This is a genomic window from Paenibacillus glycanilyticus NBRC 16618 (assembly GCF_004000805.1).
Taxonomy (GTDB): Bacteria; Bacillota; Bacilli; order Paenibacillales; family Paenibacillaceae; genus Pristimantibacillus; species Pristimantibacillus glycanilyticus.
Genome location: NZ_BILY01000023.1, coordinates 84,906 through 102,531 on the forward strand (window position 1 = coordinate 84,906; position 17,626 = coordinate 102,531).

Annotated in this window: 12 protein-coding genes; 2 read left to right on the forward strand and 10 right to left on the reverse strand. The window is 49.9% G+C overall.

Going from position 1 to position 17,626, the window contains the following annotated elements:
- The 4 genes from PGL01S_RS18695 to PGL01S_RS18710 all read right to left on the reverse strand — a co-directional run bounded on the left by PGL01S_RS18695 (position 1) and on the right by PGL01S_RS18710 (position 6,189).
- Entirely contained in the window at positions 1–1,281 is a 1,281-nt protein-coding gene (locus PGL01S_RS18695) for an ABC transporter substrate-binding protein (RefSeq protein WP_127496100.1), read from the reverse strand.
- Between the two features lie 119 nt (positions 1,282–1,400).
- On the reverse strand, positions 1,401–2,618 hold the full coding sequence (locus PGL01S_RS18700; protein ID WP_127496101.1) for a response regulator transcription factor: 1,218 nt from the start codon (positions 2,616–2,618) through the stop codon (positions 1,401–1,403).
- Complete coding sequence (locus PGL01S_RS18705; RefSeq protein ID WP_127496102.1) at positions 2,596–4,341, reverse strand: sensor histidine kinase; 1,746 nt, start codon at positions 4,339–4,341, stop codon at positions 2,596–2,598. Before PGL01S_RS18705 ends, PGL01S_RS18700 begins: the two co-directional genes overlap by 23 nt.
- 144 nt (positions 4,342–4,485) lie before the next feature.
- Positions 4,486–6,189: an amylo-alpha-1,6-glucosidase gene (locus PGL01S_RS18710; protein ID WP_127496117.1), complete on the reverse strand. Its 1,704-nt coding sequence runs from the start codon at positions 6,187–6,189 to the stop codon at positions 4,486–4,488.
- Between the two features lie 223 nt (positions 6,190–6,412).
- Here PGL01S_RS18710 and PGL01S_RS18715 point away from each other — a divergent pair, with 223 nt between their 5' ends.
- Entirely contained in the window at positions 6,413–6,622 is a 210-nt protein-coding gene (locus PGL01S_RS18715) for an H-type small acid-soluble spore protein (protein WP_127496103.1), read from the forward strand.
- Between the two features lie 60 nt (positions 6,623–6,682).
- Here the strand turns inward: PGL01S_RS18715 and PGL01S_RS18720 are convergent, their stop codons facing one another.
- From PGL01S_RS18720 to PGL01S_RS18740, 5 genes are all read right to left on the reverse strand, one after another.
- Complete coding sequence (locus tag PGL01S_RS18720; protein ID WP_127496104.1) at positions 6,683–9,331, reverse strand: RCC1 domain-containing protein; 2,649 nt, start codon at positions 9,329–9,331, stop codon at positions 6,683–6,685.
- A gap of 83 nt (positions 9,332–9,414) precedes the next feature.
- Entirely contained in the window at positions 9,415–12,015 is a 2,601-nt protein-coding gene (locus PGL01S_RS18725; protein ID WP_164775509.1) for a winged helix-turn-helix domain-containing protein, read from the reverse strand.
- Positions 12,016–12,594: 579 nt separating this feature from the next.
- Complete coding sequence (gene rarD / locus PGL01S_RS18730; protein WP_127496106.1) at positions 12,595–13,473, reverse strand: EamA family transporter RarD; 879 nt, start codon at positions 13,471–13,473, stop codon at positions 12,595–12,597.
- 163 nt (positions 13,474–13,636) lie between these two features.
- The gene (locus tag PGL01S_RS18735; protein WP_127496107.1) at positions 13,637–14,170 is read right to left on the reverse strand and encodes a hypothetical protein; all 534 of its coding nucleotides are present in this window, start codon (positions 14,168–14,170) and stop codon (positions 13,637–13,639) included.
- A 122-nt stretch (positions 14,171–14,292) separates the two neighbouring features.
- A complete protein-coding gene (locus PGL01S_RS18740) occupies positions 14,293–14,775 on the reverse strand; it encodes a DUF2975 domain-containing protein (protein ID WP_127496108.1) in 483 nt (160 codons plus the stop codon).
- Positions 14,776–14,957: 182 nt separating this feature from the next.
- Between PGL01S_RS18740 and PGL01S_RS18745 the strand changes: the two genes are divergently transcribed.
- A complete protein-coding gene (locus PGL01S_RS18745) occupies positions 14,958–16,586 on the forward strand; it encodes a GMC family oxidoreductase (protein ID WP_127496109.1) in 1,629 nt (542 codons plus the stop codon).
- 60 nt (positions 16,587–16,646) lie between these two features.
- Here PGL01S_RS18745 and PGL01S_RS18750 read toward each other — a convergent pair whose 3' ends face one another.
- Positions 16,647–17,495 (reverse strand): COG4705 family protein, encoded by an 849-nt coding sequence (locus tag PGL01S_RS18750; RefSeq protein WP_127496110.1) that lies wholly within the window; start codon positions 17,493–17,495, stop codon positions 16,647–16,649.
- Between the last annotated feature and the right edge of the window lie 131 nt (positions 17,496–17,626).

Here is a 17,626-nt window from a genome sequence, read left to right on the forward strand (position 1 = left end):
TTATTTCAAATACCGCTCGCTGTCCTTCACGGCTTGATTAAGCGCATCCTGCGCATTGCTGCCGTGCACGACCGCTTCAACCGCGGCGGACAGCTGACGGTTCACTTCATTCCACTTGTCGTTAAGAAGGAAGGCGGGGGTATTGTCCGAGCGTTCCAGCATCGTATAGTAAGGCTTGTATAGAGGATCCTGATCCTTTTTCAACTCGCTTACTACGCTTACCCGTACCGGCAAGTCGGCTACGCGCATCTTGATGGCTTCGCTCGACACGTAATATTTGATAAATTCCCAAGCCAGTTCCTTCTGCTTGGAATCCTTGGCAATGGACAGGGCAGATTCGGCGACGACGCCTTTTACCGGCTTGCCCGGGAAGGCCGGCATCTCTACCGTGCCTACGTCAATGCCTGCTTGCTTGAAGGATTCGAGCGGCCAGATGCCGCTTTCCCACATGGCGATTTTTCCGCCTTTGAAAATATCCTCTCCGCTTTGCTGCCCTTTGCCGCCCGTCAATACAGCCGAGCCGTTCTTCAGCATATCGCCAAACATTTGGATGGCGCCGGCTGTTTCCTTGCTGTTCATAAAGCCGTCGATCGTTTTGCCGTCATCCGAGATATAAGATCCGCCGTTGCTCCATACAAAGCCTTGCAGATCATACGTATCGTTCTCCGCGCGTACGCCAAAGCCGTATTGCTTCTTCGATTTATCCGTCAGCTTCTGCGCGGCGGACTGAAAATCATCCCATGTCCAGCCATCCTTCGGATACGCGATGCCCGCATCGTCAAACATCTTTTTGTTGTAGTAGACCACGCGAGTCGTAAAGCCTGCCGGAATGCCGTAGAGATTGTTTTCTATAGTCGCATAGTTGAACAAACCGCTGTAGAAATCATCCTTATTCAGATCCTTATCGCCGTCCGCGTAGCTGTTAAGAGGCTCAAGCGACCGGTGATACGTTGGGAAGTCCCACATGTACATCACATCCGGTGGATTCGTAGCGCCAAAGCCCGCCGCGAGCTTCTGGTCAAAGCCATCCGCGTAGGCTTCTACCTGCACCTGCGTTCCGGGATGATCGGCTTCGAATTTCTTCGCGATATCCTGCTCGATCTTAAGCGCGTCGCCTGTATCCCATGTCGCGAACCGAAGCTTCTTCACATCGGCGGAACCTTTGCCGCCCGCGGACTGCGCCGAATTGCCGCCCGAGCTTTCATTATTGCCGCCGCATGCCGTCAGCGCAGCCATCGACACTACAGTTGTCAGAAGAATAAAGGTTAGTTTCTTTTTCATTTCTGGCAGCTCCCCTTTTGAAAAATGAGATATATAATAATTGAACCGCTTTCATCATAACGAAAATGAAAGCGGTTCAAAACCGATAACTATTCGATTGTTTCCGTGTTTTTGTTCGATTACGAAGGCGGGTGGTCATCTGTTAGATGCCTGTTGTCTTTTTGTTCGGCGCGGTAGCGGCTTGGCGTCTCCCCCGTGCACCGCTTGAACCATTTGCTGAAATATTTGCTGTCGCCAAGCCCCGTGCGCTCGGCAATTTCCTGCATTGTAAGATGGGTATCTCTTAATAATCCCGTAGCCAGCCTAAGCTTCCGTTTGTATTGAAAAGCGACAAAGCTGTCCCCGACCGCTTTCTTGAACAGAATCGAGAAATGGCTCCGGCTGAGACCGACCTGCCTTGCCACATCGCTGACGGACCATTCGGCGGACGGATTGTCGTGAAGCAGCTTGACGGCGCGCCAAATGGCTTCCGGCCAATCCGATTTCGATACATTATAAGCCTTCTCCAATTCGGCCTCCTTATGAAGCGCAAGAAAGGCTTCCAATCTTTCTTCCGTGTCCGAGAGCGGTCCTCTTCTCGTCCACTGCAGCTTCGCAAGCTCGCTTTTATGCTCCACCAGCAAGCTCTCCATAGCATTTGCCTTAGATTTCGGCAGCATGCAATAACAGCGCTCCTCCCCATACGGAATGAGCATACCGGTACAAAGCTGCTGATCATGAGAGGTGCCTTGCTTAAGTAGATCCGGCCATGAGCATTCGCAGCCCAAGGTTTTAATCAAATAGATATAGACGGGCTCATCGTTAAAGGACCGGTCCTCGCCGGAACGCTTCTCCATTTCGCCGATAAACTTATCATTGTGTCCGTTCAGCCAAGCATATAGAAGAGTGCTAAGTCGCTCTCCTTGATCGGTTTCCTTGTCTTTCACAGCCGCTGATTCCGAAGCTGCCGCGAACTCTCTTTGGAATTTCGCGAGCATTTCCTCCAGCTCTTCATCCTCGAATGCCGTTTTTAGCAAATAACCGGATGCGCCAAGCTTCATGCCCTGCTGCGCGTATTCGAAGTCCCTATGGCAGCTGAGCAGAATGATTTTGGTATCGGGAGCTGTTTCTTTCACTTTCCGAGATAATTCTATGCCGTCCATCTCGGGCATCACGATATCCGTGATGACGACCTGGGGCTGGTGTTCCAGAAAAGCTTCCCAAGCTTTGCGCCCGTTCGGGGCATCCGAGACCACTTCCATTCCGTATTTCTCCCAAGGTACGGTCGAACGGAGTCCTTTGCGGACAATACTCTCGTCGTCTGCAATCAATACTTTAATCGCTGTTTCCGTTTCCATGCGGATTCTCCTCCTTCTTGGGCCATTCGATGATGATGGTGGTCCCTTCCCCATGAATCGATTGTACGTTTAACCCGAACTGTGGTCCAAAATGCAGCTTGAACTTCTGATTCGCGTTCTGCACGCCAAGCCCTCCCCTGCCCTTGCGCTTCTCCGTATTCGGCAAAAGAAGACGTTCCAGCTTCGCTGCGGGAATGCCCGCTCCATTATCGGACAGGATAAGCCGCAGATGATTGCCTGCTTCGCGAATGGTTAACCCAATCTCTCCTTGACCATCCTCGAACCCATGGAAAAAAATATTTTCGAATAACGGCTGCAGTGTCATACGGGGAATCAAATAGCGCTTAAGCTGCTCTTCGCATTCCAGCTTGTACGTAAACACGGGGCCATAACGTATTTCCTGGACTTTGAGGTAATGCTCAATAATCTTCAGCTCACTCCCGAGGGGAATCATCTCCTGCGAGATATCCAGATTGCCCTCCAGCACCTTGGTCAGATGGTATAGCATCTGGCGAATGTCCTCCGCTCCCTGCAGTCTTGCCTTCCATTGAATCGAGTTCAGCGTATTGAACAACAGATGGGGATTGATCTGATAGTGAAAGGCTTTGAGCTCCGCTTCCTTCTTAAGCCTCTCGCTTTGTTCAATCTCGCCGACTAACGTCTGTATGCCGCTTACCATATTGTTAAAGCTGATATCGAGAACGCCCAGCTCGTCCTTCGCTTCCACCTGCGTTCTCGTATGCAGCTTGCCGAAGCTGACCTTCTGCATTGCGTCTCTGAGCCGGCGGATCCGCACGGTGAAACGGGATGAGAACAAATAAGCGAGTCCAAATGCCAAAAGACAAGAAGCCGTTGCCACGATTATCGTGTTCGACCTGATAATGCCGGAGGAACGATAGAACGATGCGGCAGGCAGCCTTGATTCTATGTTCCACCCGTTTACGGCTATGGTTTTGTTCCAGACAATATCGCTTGACTGCGAAGCAAAAGCACCCGCCGTTTCGTAGATAACCCTTCCGCTTGAGTCATTGATTCGAAGATGCGCCTTCGTATCGTTCTCGAACAGCTTGAACATATGAAGCAGCTCTTCGGCATTCTCTTCGATTAGAATTTTGCTTCCTTTCAGGGCTCCATAGGGATTATTAATCGATACGGCCAAGCCCAGAACCGGCATGCCGGCATCAGCCGTATCGTTCATTCCGTGGCTCTGGGGGTAGAACCCAAGCCAATATTTGCCCGATTGGGAATCCGGCATCGTATGCCATGCGGGAATGGCCGTCAGCTTGGATACGTCCAGATTATTTTCCCCATAATAATAGCCGGTACGAGTAATGATATAAATGCCGGTCGTCCGATCGGTTTTAAGCGCTTTCAAAAGCGACTCCAAATCATTTTTATCCATGATATCGCTATAGGTTGAAGGAGGCTGATCTCCTAAGTCAGCCCACGCGGGATCAAGCAAATACGTATAAATCGTCTCCGTCGTCTGATTCATCCGGTTCAAATAGGAGCTCGTCTGCTGCTCCAGCTGCGCTACGGCGTTCTCTCCGTATTTGCCGAACTGAGAATTGATAACCTTCGCCGATTGGTAATAGGACATGGCGCCAAGCGATAGCAGCGGGATAATCGTAACAATAAGAAAACTGACGAGAAATTTGGTGCGAATGCTCCGGTAAGCGCTTGGCTGAAGGCGAATGCGAAGCCGTTTCAGTAAATCGTTCATAGGGATGCCCTCCGTGCTGCTGCTTGCAAAAATCATCTGAATTGTAGCATGGACCATTCCGACAAACAATGTCATTGGTCCCCAAACGTCAAAAGCACTTCCTCGCCAGTCTTTTTAAGACGGTGAAGAAGTGCGATCAAGCCATTAAGTTGTATATTCATTTCCCAAGATCAGAAATACGCTGGACGTCCAAGTGAATGCGCGATCCCGCAATCCTTCTCCCGTAACCGCGTCGAAATTCTCAGCCATCCCGCTCCGGTCAAGCATCGCGCAGAACCGCCTCGAGACGGTTTCCGCAAGCTCTCTGTCTCCTGCCGCGGCAGCGCCTTCAACTAAAAGCATGGTTGATGGCGCCCAGATCGGACCCCGCCAGTAACCATCGGAAAGATAGAAGGGACTATCGAGACTTTCCGTCGCCCAGCCGTTAACCGTTAAAAATCTGCCCTCTTCTCTCAATCCCCGCAGCAGAGCAGCACGGATATCTTCAGGCAGACGGCTGCCCAATAGAATCGGTACGAACAGGAGCAGACTGTCTCCTTCCGACTTCTCGTGAGTACCGGAGCGGCAGGACGCAAACCTTCCGTTGTCCCAGAAATGGGCAATCATTTTTTCTAGTGTGTCCTCGGCAAGCTTCCGCCATCCGACCGCCTCTTCCGCTTTTCCAAGCCGCTCCGCGATGCCGGCCAATACCTCCGATTGAATAATTAGAAAAGCCGCCAAATCCGGGCTTTCGACGGGAATGCCGTTGTTAAACGCCGTACTGTTATCCCATCCGGAGTCATTGCCGTGATTGTATTGCGGTATGCCGTCGCCATCATTATCGCGGTACCGGAACCACCAATTTGTCCATTTGGATAAAGGCCCGTATACCTCAGCCAGCTGCTCCTCTTGGATAAAATCCGTTCGCGCCATCATCCAAGCAAGCGTCCATCCGTGAATAGGCGGTTTGTTGCAATTCCATAACGCATACTTATCGTTGATGAAATCCGGGATAAGCCCGCTCTCATCCTGGCGGTCGAAGAAGATCATGAACTGATCCCAAGCCAGCTTCGGATCGTGGCGTACGAGCGCCATGGCGTTAAAGCAGTGATCCCAGCTCCAAATATTCGTCATCCAGTTCTTCGACATATACATAGCGGGACGCGTCAGGCATCCTTCCGCCGGAACAAGGCAGGACCAGGTAATATAGGAAGCAAGAGCACGGCTATCTTCCCAGCGTTCGGGCATCGACAAGCTGTTATTCAGCCACTGGCTAAACTCTTCCTTCACTTCATTTACGATATCATCGAACGGCTTCCAGGCAGCCCGCGGCTCTAATACGGTCCGGAATTCTTCGATAGCGAATTCGGATTGCCCTGTTGCCCGGTACGGCAGGAAGTCGGCGATCACGTAAGTGCTTTTGATTTTATCCCATGGCACTTCCATCCGCAGCTCTCCGACAAGCGCCGTAAGCCTGAACCGGCATTCATGGGTGAAGCTGTTGACCTCCCATCTGCCGGGCGACTCTTGAAACGCGTAATCATAGGCGGATGTACGGAACGTTAATCGGATTCCGCAGCCGCTTGTCCGGACGCGGAACGTCCGGCTGTCGGAAATGCAGATCTCGGCCGTTAAGCCGCATTCCGATGCCAGCTTCACCCGCTCAGGCGAGGCTGCCGAGTTGAACGGTACGGCTTGGCCGCCTTCATCCAGCATGGCGACATGAAAAGCCTCGCCGAATTTATCATCGCCGCCGCGAACGGTGCGCAGGTACAGACCTTGTTCTCTATCTTGGGCTTCAGGCAGAATCGAGACCGCCAGGAACGAGTCTCTCCGACTGAACGGAACGATATTTAAGTCAAAGTTCATCATAATCTCCCTCTCGACTTCGTCGTATACGCTTTCATTTTATCGAAAGGGGAGTTCGGCCGTAACCGACAGTTGTTTTCAGAGGGGAGGGTAATTGTTTCGCAGCGGGATTTTTTCGAATGAAAAGAAGCAATTTGTTCGGAGAATATCGTGTTTTTGTTCGATGCGAACCGGCGGATAAACAACCTAGACAAGGTAAATACTTTGCAAGAGGTGATGGACTGTGGAAGCGTTTAGAGCGAAGGAGATCGCCGATTCTCCGGATATGATTATCGTATCGTATTTCGGCGTCCCCGTTTTTATCGAGCATGTTAATGTAGGGGCAGGCACGGCGAGAATTCACCCGACGGCCACGCCGGAAGAAGAGCAGACGGTACCGGTCGAGGTGCTGGAGGAAGAATTCAACGACGAATCCGATGTATCGTTTGTGTGAGCGAGGAAGGGGATAAGATTCTTGTCATCCGCAAATGACGGAACCTTATCCCCTCCTTTTTTATTCATCCGATGTTCTTAACCGGTGTAGCTTCAGAATCACCACAACAGCTTCCGATCTTGTCGCCTCGGCTTCAGCATGAAACATGCCGTTTCCTTTGCCATTCAGAACTCCCTGCTCCTTGAGTGCATGAACCGCTCCGGTCGCCCATTCCGGTATGCCGGAGTCATCCGCAAATCCGGCGTCCCCGGCTGTTAACGGGATATCGAACGCCCTCGCGGCCAGGGTTGCCATTTCCGCGCGGTTAATCCGAGCGTTTGGACGAATCGTTCCATCCGGGTAACCTTGCGCAATTCCTTTTGCATAGGCCATACCGATGGCCGGCACCGCCCATGCCTGTATTTCCGCTTGATCGGCAAACACATTCACCGTAGCCGCCCTAGTTAATTCCGCTCGAATTGCGTTCATGAGCATGACGAGAAATTCCGCTCTCGTAATCGGCGCGTTGGGCTTGAATGTCCCGTCCGGATACCCTCCGGCGATACCCGCGCATGCTGCTTGCTTCACAAACGTTTCCGACCAATGACCGGCAATATCGGATAGTCGTGATCCGTCATTGACACATGGCTGGGGAGTTCTCGTAACGACTATTCGATAATCGGCAACCGTTCCGTCTGCAGCCGTCACCGCAATCTCGATTGTCGTCTCTCCGACTGCAAGAATGATCGGCTGGCTGGCTTCGCCTCCGGGTACCAACTTTCCGTTAAGGCGAATGGTTGCTTGCGAATGCTCGGCTATGGGGGTAATCACTAATTTATCGACGTCATCAGGTACTGTCGTCCGATACTCTTGTATCGAGGATGAGAAGGCCGGCGTAAGCTCTCCGCTGGATAAGGTGATACCGCCTAACCTTGCATTACCGGACAGAGAGGGCCTCGATGGCGCGGAAGCCCGAGTGACGTTAATGGTATAGGTTTTCTTCGTTATACCGTCCTGCGCCGTCGTAACCACCAAAATCGTGTTATTGCCGACACTGAGCGGAATATCCTCCGAATCTGCTCCGCTTGCTACCGGCTTGCCATTCACCGTAATCGTCGCGGCTGCATCCGCTGCGGTTGGCTTTACTTTGACGGATGCAATGGAATTCGCCACGTCCGCCGTGTAGGCGTTCACGGCTGGCGAAGGAGCGGCTGACAGCGTTCCGCCCGTAATCTCCAGATTGTTCAATTCAGCGTTATCGTTAGCTTGAATGACGGTTAGGATATACGTCTTAACCGGTCCCCATTGCGGAGTCAGCGTAATTTCAAGCCGGTTGTCACCACTCGCTAGAGGAAGCAAATCCGAAGCGGTATCGTTAGTCAGTCCGAAGGGACCCGCAGCGAGCAAGCCCGATGCATTGTACATGCTTGCCGTTGCACTCGCGTTGGCCTCTCTTGGCGTCACCGTAATTCCGCTTTTTCCTTTGGCCACAACTACCCTATATTCATTCACCTCGGAAGAAAGTGACGGGCTCAAACGGCCGTCGGATAGATCAAGACCTCCTAATTGAGGATTTATTATTAAAGCCTGCGTCGGAATAGACTGGTCCCCGGTGGACCCGTCACCAAGCTGACCTTCGTAATTTGCTCCCCATCCCCATACTGTGCCGTCCTTTTTTAAAGCAACATTGTGGTTAACCATGGATGAAACTTCCGTTATATCCGTTAATCCCGTCACTTCCACCGGCAAGTCGCGATTGGTATTGGTTCCGTCTCCGAGCTCCCCGTAGCTATTAAGCCCCCATGACCAGACGGTACCGTCGTTCTTTACCGCCAAGGAATGGAATCGTCCTGCGGCAATCGACTTCACGTGATCCAAACCGGTTACCTGTACGGGGAAACTCGTGTTATCCGTTATTCCGTTGTTTCCAAGCTGACCATAACCGTTATCTCCCCATGCCCACACCGTTCCGTCGTTTTTTAACGCAATAGTATGGTTGCCGCCCCCTGCGATCGCCACGACATCGCTTAAACCTTGGACTTTCATTGGAACAGCTTGGTAATAATTGATTATCCCCGTGCCAAGCTGTCCATCATTATTCATTCCCCAAGCCCAGACCGTTCCATCGGTTTTCACGGCAAAGGATTGATCGAATCCGGCAAAGATCGCCGTAACATCGCTTAGACCGGAAACCTGCGCGGGGAAATATCCGTTATCCATGGTCCCGTCTCCGAGTTGTCCATTCGCGTTTAATCCCCAGCTCCACACCGTTCCGTCATTCTTCAAGGCCAAGGCATGATCCGCTCCCGCCGCAATTGTCTTGACGTCGCTTAACCCGCTGACTTGCACCTCCGTGTTACGCTCATAGCTGTGGCCTAATCCAAGCTGCCCAAAGAAGTTGTCTCCCCATGCCCACACCGTACCGTCAATCTTTAGCGCAAGGGCGAAATCAGCTCCGGCCGCGATTCCCTTGACCTCGCTTAATCCCGTTACTAAATCCGGAGTGAGACGGTCTCTCTTGGTTCGGTCTCCAAGCGTTCCGTATTCGTTATTGCCCCAGGACCATATACGGCCTCCTTCGTCCAGCAGCAGCGTAAATTCGTTTCCCGCCTTCATCTGCTTATGCACAGCCACAGCCGCTCCACCGCTGGCCATAGCCCAATGGGAATATCCCGGATTAATCATCCATACGAGTATTAACGCCAGCAGCAGCTTCCCTATACGAGACATAAGTCCAATTCCTCCCTATCTTTCTTCTAAAAAAGAATTATAGGGAACTTGGCTTCGCTCTCTCAACCAACTAAAGTTGGTATTTACAACAATCCCATTTCCTTTGCTCTCGAGATGGCCTGCACCCGATTCTTGACCTGCAGCTTCTCGTAAATGTTATAAGCGTACTTCTTGACCGTCCCCGTGGAGAGAAAAAGCTGCCGGCCGATTTCTTCGTTCGAAAGACCCTCGCCGATTTTCCGCAATACTTCCCGTTCCCGCTCGGTCAACTTGATGGCTGGGATTTCTTTCGCCCGGGTATACGAAGCAGTCCAACCGCCTTCGGAAATCCTCTCACGCAGCAGATTCGCGTATGCAGCCATCTCTCCCTCCGGCTTAGCTTCGCTTAACCACCGCTCGAATAGAGGAGTTAATGCTTGTCCCTCGTCTATGAAAATGCGGATAAAACCTTCCGGGCGCGCTAATTCGCAGGCTTGTGCCAACGCAGAGGCGGCACTGGCGTAATCCGCCAGCTCCTTGTGGCATAAGGCCTGAAGCAGGAGCGCTTCAATTCGGCTTGCAATCCGGTCCGCCTGTTTCGCTTCCAGGCTAATTCGCGAGAGCCAGCCCAAAGCCTTGCGCAGCTCGCCCTGCGACATCAAGACGCGCGCCAAAGTAAAGTTCTCGTATTCGCGGCTCACATCCGAGCGCTCCATGATTCGAATATGGCGGGCATTAATCCATGCGGCGGCCGCCTCGGTTTCTCCCGCGGCAAGCTGCAGTCTCGCCAGTCTTGCTTCCACGATCATCTGCCAGCGGGGAGAACGGCATTCCCTCATCTCTTCAATCGCGCGCAGGATGACGTCCCTGGCCTGATCCAATTGCCCTTCCGCCTGCAAAATTTTGGACAGCAGGATGTATCCAGGCGCCAAAGCCGCGGGATTGCGCGGAAACGCCCCGCCATATAGCGCCTTTTCAAGGGTTAGCCGCGATTCTGCAATGCGATTGAGTTCGTATAACAAATCCGCAAGCAAAATCACGCCCAAGCCCTCCAGGCTCCGATGCAGCACAAGCGACAGCTTCTCATCGGCCGAAACGTGTGAGGACAAATAAGCGATTTTGCGCAGTCTGCCTCCGAAGCCGACTGGACCGCGATACAGCAGAGCTTCGCCCATATTCACGACATTCGCAATCGATCCATGCCGCACCAATAAATCCAGATTGCTTTTCAACTGTCCGATGAACCCGTCAATATCCCCTTCATAATAGGAAAGCGAGTTGCTGTACATCCGGATATGCACTTGCATTTCCTTTACCCGTTCGCTTTCAATCAGCCCGGGCTCCGTATCCAACAAGGCTGTGACTTGATCCAAGTACCGGCGGGCTTCAGCCGCCCGCCCTTTCGCGGCTTGTACGCTTTCCTGGAAAAAGAACAGATTCGTAAACCGTACGATGCTTCTGAGCGGCATCTCGCTAAGCCATCGAAGCAGATCAGCCTCTTCTCCGCTTCCGATTATTTCAGGCAAATGCCGTTCCATGTACTGACCGGCCGCATCGAAATCCTCCGCCGCCAGCGCATGCTTGATCGCTTCCCGATACAAGCCGCGTTCTCCGAACCATCGATGAGCTTTCCGGTGAAGCTCGCTTCTTGTTGCCTGGTCACAGGTTTCGTCCAATCGATTCCGGAGCGCCTCCGCAAAAAGATGATGATACTTATACCAGGTACGCGTATCGTCGAGCGGGCTGACGAACAGATTCGATTTTTCCAAATAGGCAATCGCGGAAGCGGAGTTCGCCCAATCGGTCACCGCATCGCATAGCGATACGGAAAAGCGCTCCAAAATGCTCGTCCGCAGCAAAAAGCTCTGCACATTCTGCGGCTGACGATGGATAACCTCGTCGATCAGGTAATCAAATACGTAACGGTTATGACCGTCGAAGGAACGAAGAAAATTCTCGTTGCCGCCTGTTGCGGCCAAGGAATGAAAGGCCAGAATCAGTCCTACCGCCCAGCCTTCGGTTTTGGCGTCAAGCTCCGTCATTTCTTCATGCGTAAGCCTGGTCTCCGACGTCTTGTTTTGAAGCTCCATCGCTTCATCCGCCGTGAACCGCAGATGACGTCCATCCAGCTCCAGCACCTGTCTCCGCGCCCGCATCCGTGACAGCGGAAGCGGCGGAACCGTTCGGCTGACGATGACGAGATGAAGGGCAGCTGGCATATGATCAAGCAAATAAGAAAGACCATTATGAATGGCCGGATTGTCGATGAAATGATAATCGTCCACGACAAGTATCGTCTCCTCGGCAATCCGGCCCGTTAACTCATTCAGGAAAAAGGACATCGCCGACTCCGCGGACGTCTCGCCGAATGAGAGGAAGATCGGCATCGCCGCTTCGTAGAAGCCCGGAATCGTCCGGTCAATCGCCGCGGCCGCGCAGCTCCAAAACCGCACGAACGTATTATCGGCCGGTTCAAGCGACAGCCAGGCTGCGCGAGCCGCCCGCCTACTGATCCAGCCGCTGACTAGCGTTGTTTTGCCGAATCCGGCAGGCGCCGCTACCACCGTCAGCCGGCAGGTGTTCGACCGGTCCATAATACTCGACAGTCTCGGCCGCTCGACATAATTGGATGCCGCATTTGGAACAAGCAGCTTGGATACGGCAATTGGCCCCCGTTCGGAACCGGGGATCGCATTTAATTTCATTCCTTGATTTCCCTCCCCATAAAAGCGCGGTAATTCGACATAAACTAACATGAATTATACACTTTTTGGAACCCGCCTACTTAAAAAATAATAGAATAAATTTGATTATTCTATTAAGTAGCTATGAACTCGATATACCATTTCATAATAATGGTAAAAAAAGAATGACCTCGATCTCGAGAGCGGTCAGAGCAATCAGACCTTGAAAATAAAGAGCACCCGCTCCATTCGACGATGAATGGCGGGTGCTCTTTTCTCTTCATAAACAGATTGCGACTACTTCTTTATAACCTTTATTATTCTAACTATCCCCCATATAACAAAAGTTAAAATAACGGCTAATACCAAAACTTGTATTAACAAAGTCGACCATACTATGTGCATAGTAAATGTCCTCCACTTCAGTTGCTTATTTACTTTTTACTATTAAATAAATATATGAACAAGGGCCTATCCTACCTATTTAATTCAGAGGCCACTTGCATACTATGCATAACAAAAACCGGCATCGGATCTCTGATCTGCTGCCGGTTTGTTTTATATTAATGGATGTTGTCTGTTTAGCCTTTTAGCCTAAACTCAACTCGCCTTCGCGAGTCTCGTACCGCGAACGGATGCCACGGCATATACGATGAGCGATGTCCAGATGAGCGCGAACCCGACAAGCAGGACCGGAGAGACCGATTCCTTGAATATGAATATGCTTAACAACAACATAATCGTCGGCCCAATGTATTGTACGAATCCAAGTGTGGACAACGCCATGCGAGCGGCAGCCCGCGCAAAGAAGAGCAGCGGCAACGCCGTAACCACGCCTGACAAAAGCAGTTCGACGAACGTGGTCGCGGGCAGCGTCCATGCCGTCGTTTTTCCCGTGGCAGCCAAGTAAATCCAGTAACCAAGCGCGACGGGCAGGACGACTGCCGTTTCCGACAGCAAGCCAACAGAGGCGTCTTGCGCAATCTTTTTCTTCGCTAAGCCGTACAAGCCGAACGACGCGGCCAGCGATATCGCGACCCACGGGAACCGCCCGTAGTCAATGGCAATGATGAGCACTGCCAACCCTGCGATGGCAATCGCGAGCCATTGGCCACGGTTGGGCTTCTCGCGAAGGAAGACAACCGCCAGCAGAACGTTCAAGAGCGGGTTCAAATAATAACCGAGACTTGTCTCTACGACATGACCGTTGTTGACCGCCCAGATGAAGATCAGCCAATTCGCCGCGATCAGCAGTCCGCTCGCGGCGAGCGGAAGCAGAAGCGTGCGGCTGGACGCAATCCGCTTCATGTCGCCCCAGCGGCGCTGGACGGCAACAAGAATACCCATGAAGACGAACGACCAGACGACCCGATGGGACAGAATCTCTCCCGCAGGCACGTCGTTAAACAATTTCCAATATAGGGGGAGGACTCCCCACATGATATACGCAATAATGGCGTTTACCAATCCGCTGTTCATAACCATTTCCCCACTTCTCGCTCCGATGTCTGAACGGATTATACACCTAGATCTGTGCTTATACAAAGGAAAAAATTAGTAGATTGGCAATAAGCCGCATTCCTGTTTATCCCAATCCGGCTAACGATATCTGTATTGTCCCTGACATCTTTCCCATTCCTGATTAATCGGTTTGGAGTACCTCATCCCGGCACTCATCTATATAACGTTTATGCCGATCTTTCATGGGCTCTGTAATATGCTCTTTGCAAAAAAGAGGTTCTTCTTCGATACTAAGAAACCTCTCAACAAGCTTCAGATTTTCTTTCCCTTCAAATTCAACGATATGTATCTCCTCCAGTAGAACTGTCGCCTTTGCACTGTCTAAAAAACTAGCCATGTCATAATGAATAGCTCCATCATACCCCAACTCTTTCATGTTTTTCTGAAAACCGGAATCCGATTTAAGCTTGTCGAGTTGAGTTTGAACCTTTTTCCCAACGCCCCCTTGCGCTCCGGATACCCCTAAGTAAAGCACCTTTTTTTTGGAGCAATAGCTCGTCTGGCCATAAAAAATGTAAACTCCGGGGAAATTCATATCGAATATTTCCTCCTTACTTTGAGGGGATACATCATATACCTTTGGCGGAATAATGGCTTTTGATTTGGAATACTGCTTCTTAAATCCTTCAAGAAGCGCTTCTAATATTTTATCCATATTAGCGATCACCCTTTCCTCAACTATATTTATTACGCTGCCCTGCCCAATAGTTCAACAAATAAGCAGCCAGCGTAAAATGAACGCTGGCTGCTTATAAGAATAAGGATAGAGTTTCAAACTTAGACCGTTAAATCATTTTCCGATTTTATTCGAATGGCTTCTTGTAACAGCCTTTGGAGAACGGCTGCAAAAACGGCGATCACCATTGAGGCGAAAATAATGGCTGTTCCCATTGGCATGAAGCTTGGAGGATCAACTTTTTGCGCCATGAGATAGTAGAGCGGCATACCTAGCAGGTACAAGACACTAATGGTGATGCCACAATATTTTATATTCTTTAAAGCCTTAACGGATAATTCCGAGAACGCTTGATTGTTATCGATATAGCTTAAAAGTTTAAAGGCTTGATACAAAGCAAAGTAAAAAGGTATCGCTGCCGCGTACATATCGATTAGAACGAGAGGCTTTATATAAGCAAGATCCGGATAAGATTCTCCAGCAAAATCCCCGATTTTGGGCACTAAAAAAATGCACAAAGCAAGAACCGGGATTCCAATAAGAATAACGGCCATCTTCAAAAAGAGTGTTGTTCCCCGTTTCATAAAAGCACCTCGCTAATTTAATCACAAAATGACCTTAACATAAAATTTATTGTTTTACAATAAATTAGAATTGTTTTTCATTATATTCTGATTGTGAATATAAGGTAAGCTGCTTTTTCGACACATGAGACAACTCATCTTAATATCCTACATTAGCCCCTTAATGTAAAAGGAGAGTTTTGATGGGAAGCGACTTCATCTATGACTACATCGTAGTGGGTACAGGACCTGCAGGAGCGGTCATCGCCAAAACCTTATCCGACGATAAAAGAACATCCGTCCTTGTTCTGGAAGCAGGCGGAAACAATGATAAAGATAAACCGATTAGCGACTCGACGATGGCTTCCGAGTTGGAGGAACAATACTTCCCTCAGTATTTCTGGCAAGGAGAAGGTGTTCCGCAAGCGGGGCTGGACGATAGAACGTTTGAATGGACGACAGGACGTCTCTTGGGAGGCGGTTCATCGATAAACGGGGAACAATACGTACGCCCAACAAGCAAGGTATTCAAAGAATGGGAAAGGCTGCTCGGGCCTCTCTGGTCTCCAAATCGAGCGGTTCAGCGGTTTAAAAGACTTGAAAGATATAACGGGAAAACAAATAATACCTTGGCGCACGGTTATCATGGGCGCATTGACATTCGTCAGGCTCCCGCCAATCCGACATCCATGGCAAAAAAAGTAGTTACCGCAATTGAGCGAGCTACCGGATTCTCTGAAATTCTCGATTACAATGACCCGAGAACCCCAATTGGCCCCTTTACCCGATGGCAATTGTATCAGAATCCGAATTGCAGAAGAGAAAGCTCTTCCACTGCTTTTTTGTCTTCCGATATCTTAACCCCGAATGGTCGGGGAGTAGATGGCCGTCAATTAAGATTATTTTCCGATTCGACTGCTTTAAGAGTGATCTTTTCCAATAAGCGAGCTAGCGGAGTGGAATTTCTAAAAAGCGGTAAGCGTATAATCGCGCACGCAAGGAAAAAAGTCATTATTGCAGCGGGTATTAACAGCGCCCAGCTCTTAATGCTATCCGGAATCGGATCCTCAAAAACACTGAAGGAAGCCGGTATTCGCTGCGTCTTTCATAATCCAAACGTGGGGAAAAGCTTAAGAAATCACACACTGAACTTTGCGGTATTTCAATCGAATCCGCACGACAGGCCTTTACCTTCCAATGATCCGAATGCCCTTTATACCGGAGGCGCTTTCCTGCCTGCCCCTTTGGAAATAGACGGCAAGCGCCGTCGGGCGGTTCAGATTCTGGGTATTGGTTCCGAAGACGATACGTTAACGTTAGGTTTAATTTATCTGCATCCGAAAAGTCGCGGTTCCATTCGAATCCAAAACAAAGACCCGCTTAAAATTGTGCTCGCAGATGAAGGCTTTCTCGATAATCCGAGTGATATGGAAGCCATAAAAAACATTTACAAGATCTATGTAAAGGATATAGCTACTGAACTAAACTCCATAGATCCAACATACCGCCTCATTTCACCAACGCTTGAAACGATAGATGACGATAGCGAACTCGAGCAATTTATTAGAGAAAATTTCGACCACAATCATCATCAGCAAAGCTCGCTTCGCATGGCTCCCTTAAGCAAGGGCGGGGTCGTTGACCGGAGGGGACACGTTCATGGGGTGAAAAATTTAATTGTTGCGGATGCTTCCATTATCCCATTTACTGTGGATGGAAACACCTCGGCTGCGGCCTACCTAATCGGATACACGATCGCTGAACAAATCAAAAGGATGGATAAAAGGAAAAAGAGGAGGATTCGAGGAAGATTCGAAAATAGCGAAGAATAATGACTGTTTTATAAAAGGTTGTTCTGAATATCAGAACAACCTTTCGCTTTCTTAAAGGCATCAGGCCGCTGCCGGATCAGAACGATTAAGCCATTTTTTTGGTTTTGCATACTCAATAAGAATACAAATAATGAGAAGCGCCAGCAGAATACCGGAGGCAATCTGCGTACCATGATGCAGACCAAGCCCGCCTTTGTCGTGAGGCTTGATCAAGAAATCTCCGAATGTTGCCCCGAATGGACGGGTCAATATGAAGGCTAACCAGAATAACACGACTCGATTTATCTTCGTAAACCAGAATGCGAGAAGAATGAGTACAATGAGTCCACCGGTTAACATTGCGCCTTGAGCAATCGTAAGCCCTAAGCCTTCTTCCATAAAGCTTCCGCCTCCGGCAAGCTTACCGATCCCTTCCTGCTTATGAGACAGAAAGTCACCCGCGGCTGTCCCTAATGTGTTGGAGACGAGAATTGCAATCCAGTATAGAACCTCCACTCTTTTGGTCGCAATTTGCTTAACATTCAGGTTCGGCTCAATGAAGTACCACACGATAAAGATGACGACCAACAAACTGACTAATAGACCGGCACCTTTCATGTATCCTAACCCTAATGAGCGGTCCATATAGTCGGAAAACGCCGTACCGGCAAGACTTGTTGACAAGATAACAATCCAGTAAACAGGCGGTACATATGCCTTAACAAACAATTGAATGACCAAGAAAACTACAAAAATTCCAATAAAGAATAGAAAAGGCGTCAAATAATTATCTTCCGATCCAGGCACGGTAATCAAATCGCTTCCGGTCTCCCCCAACGTTGTCGCAGCGATTTTCATTATCCAGAACAGAAGGGCTAATTGAGGGAGCTTGTTAATCGACGAGCTTGCTATTTTTTTAGTCGTTTCCATCGAGATGGACTTCTCCTTTCAGTAATGTAATCGAGAATGAATAGAATAGTAGCATTTAAAAGTTAACCTGTTATTAACTAACTCTTAAAAAAATCTGTTCTACCGTTTGAGGTCAAAAGAAAAAGCCACAA

Bases quoted from the DNA above. Each gene is read 5' to 3' on its own strand.
- PGL01S_RS18695 (WP_127496100.1), bottom strand. From the start codon at position 1,281: ATGAAAAAGAAACTAACCTTTATTCTTCTGACAACTGTAGTGTCGATG.
- PGL01S_RS18700 (WP_127496101.1), bottom strand. From the start codon at position 2,618: ATGGAAACGGAAACAGCGATTAAAGTATTGATTGCAGACGACGAGAGT.
- PGL01S_RS18705 (WP_127496102.1), bottom strand. From the start codon at position 4,341: ATGAACGATTTACTGAAACGGCTTCGCATTCGCCTTCAGCCAAGCGCT.
- PGL01S_RS18710 (WP_127496117.1), bottom strand. From the start codon at position 6,189: ATGAACTTTGACTTAAATATCGTTCCGTTCAGTCGGAGAGACTCGTTC.
- PGL01S_RS18720 (WP_127496104.1), bottom strand. From the start codon at position 9,331: ATGTCTCGTATAGGGAAGCTGCTGCTGGCGTTAATACTCGTATGGATG.
- PGL01S_RS18725 (WP_164775509.1), bottom strand. From the start codon at position 12,015: ATGAAATTAAATGCGATCCCCGGTTCCGAACGGGGGCCAATTGCCGTA.
- rarD (WP_127496106.1), bottom strand. From the start codon at position 13,473: ATGAACAGCGGATTGGTAAACGCCATTATTGCGTATATCATGTGGGGA.
- PGL01S_RS18735 (WP_127496107.1), bottom strand. From the start codon at position 14,170: ATGGATAAAATATTAGAAGCGCTTCTTGAAGGATTTAAGAAGCAGTAT.
- PGL01S_RS18740 (WP_127496108.1), bottom strand. From the start codon at position 14,775: ATGAAACGGGGAACAACACTCTTTTTGAAGATGGCCGTTATTCTTATT.
- PGL01S_RS18745 (WP_127496109.1), top strand. From the start codon at position 14,958: ATGGGAAGCGACTTCATCTATGACTACATCGTAGTGGGTACAGGACCT.
- PGL01S_RS18750 (WP_127496110.1), bottom strand. From the start codon at position 17,495: ATGGAAACGACTAAAAAAATAGCAAGCTCGTCGATTAACAAGCTCCCT.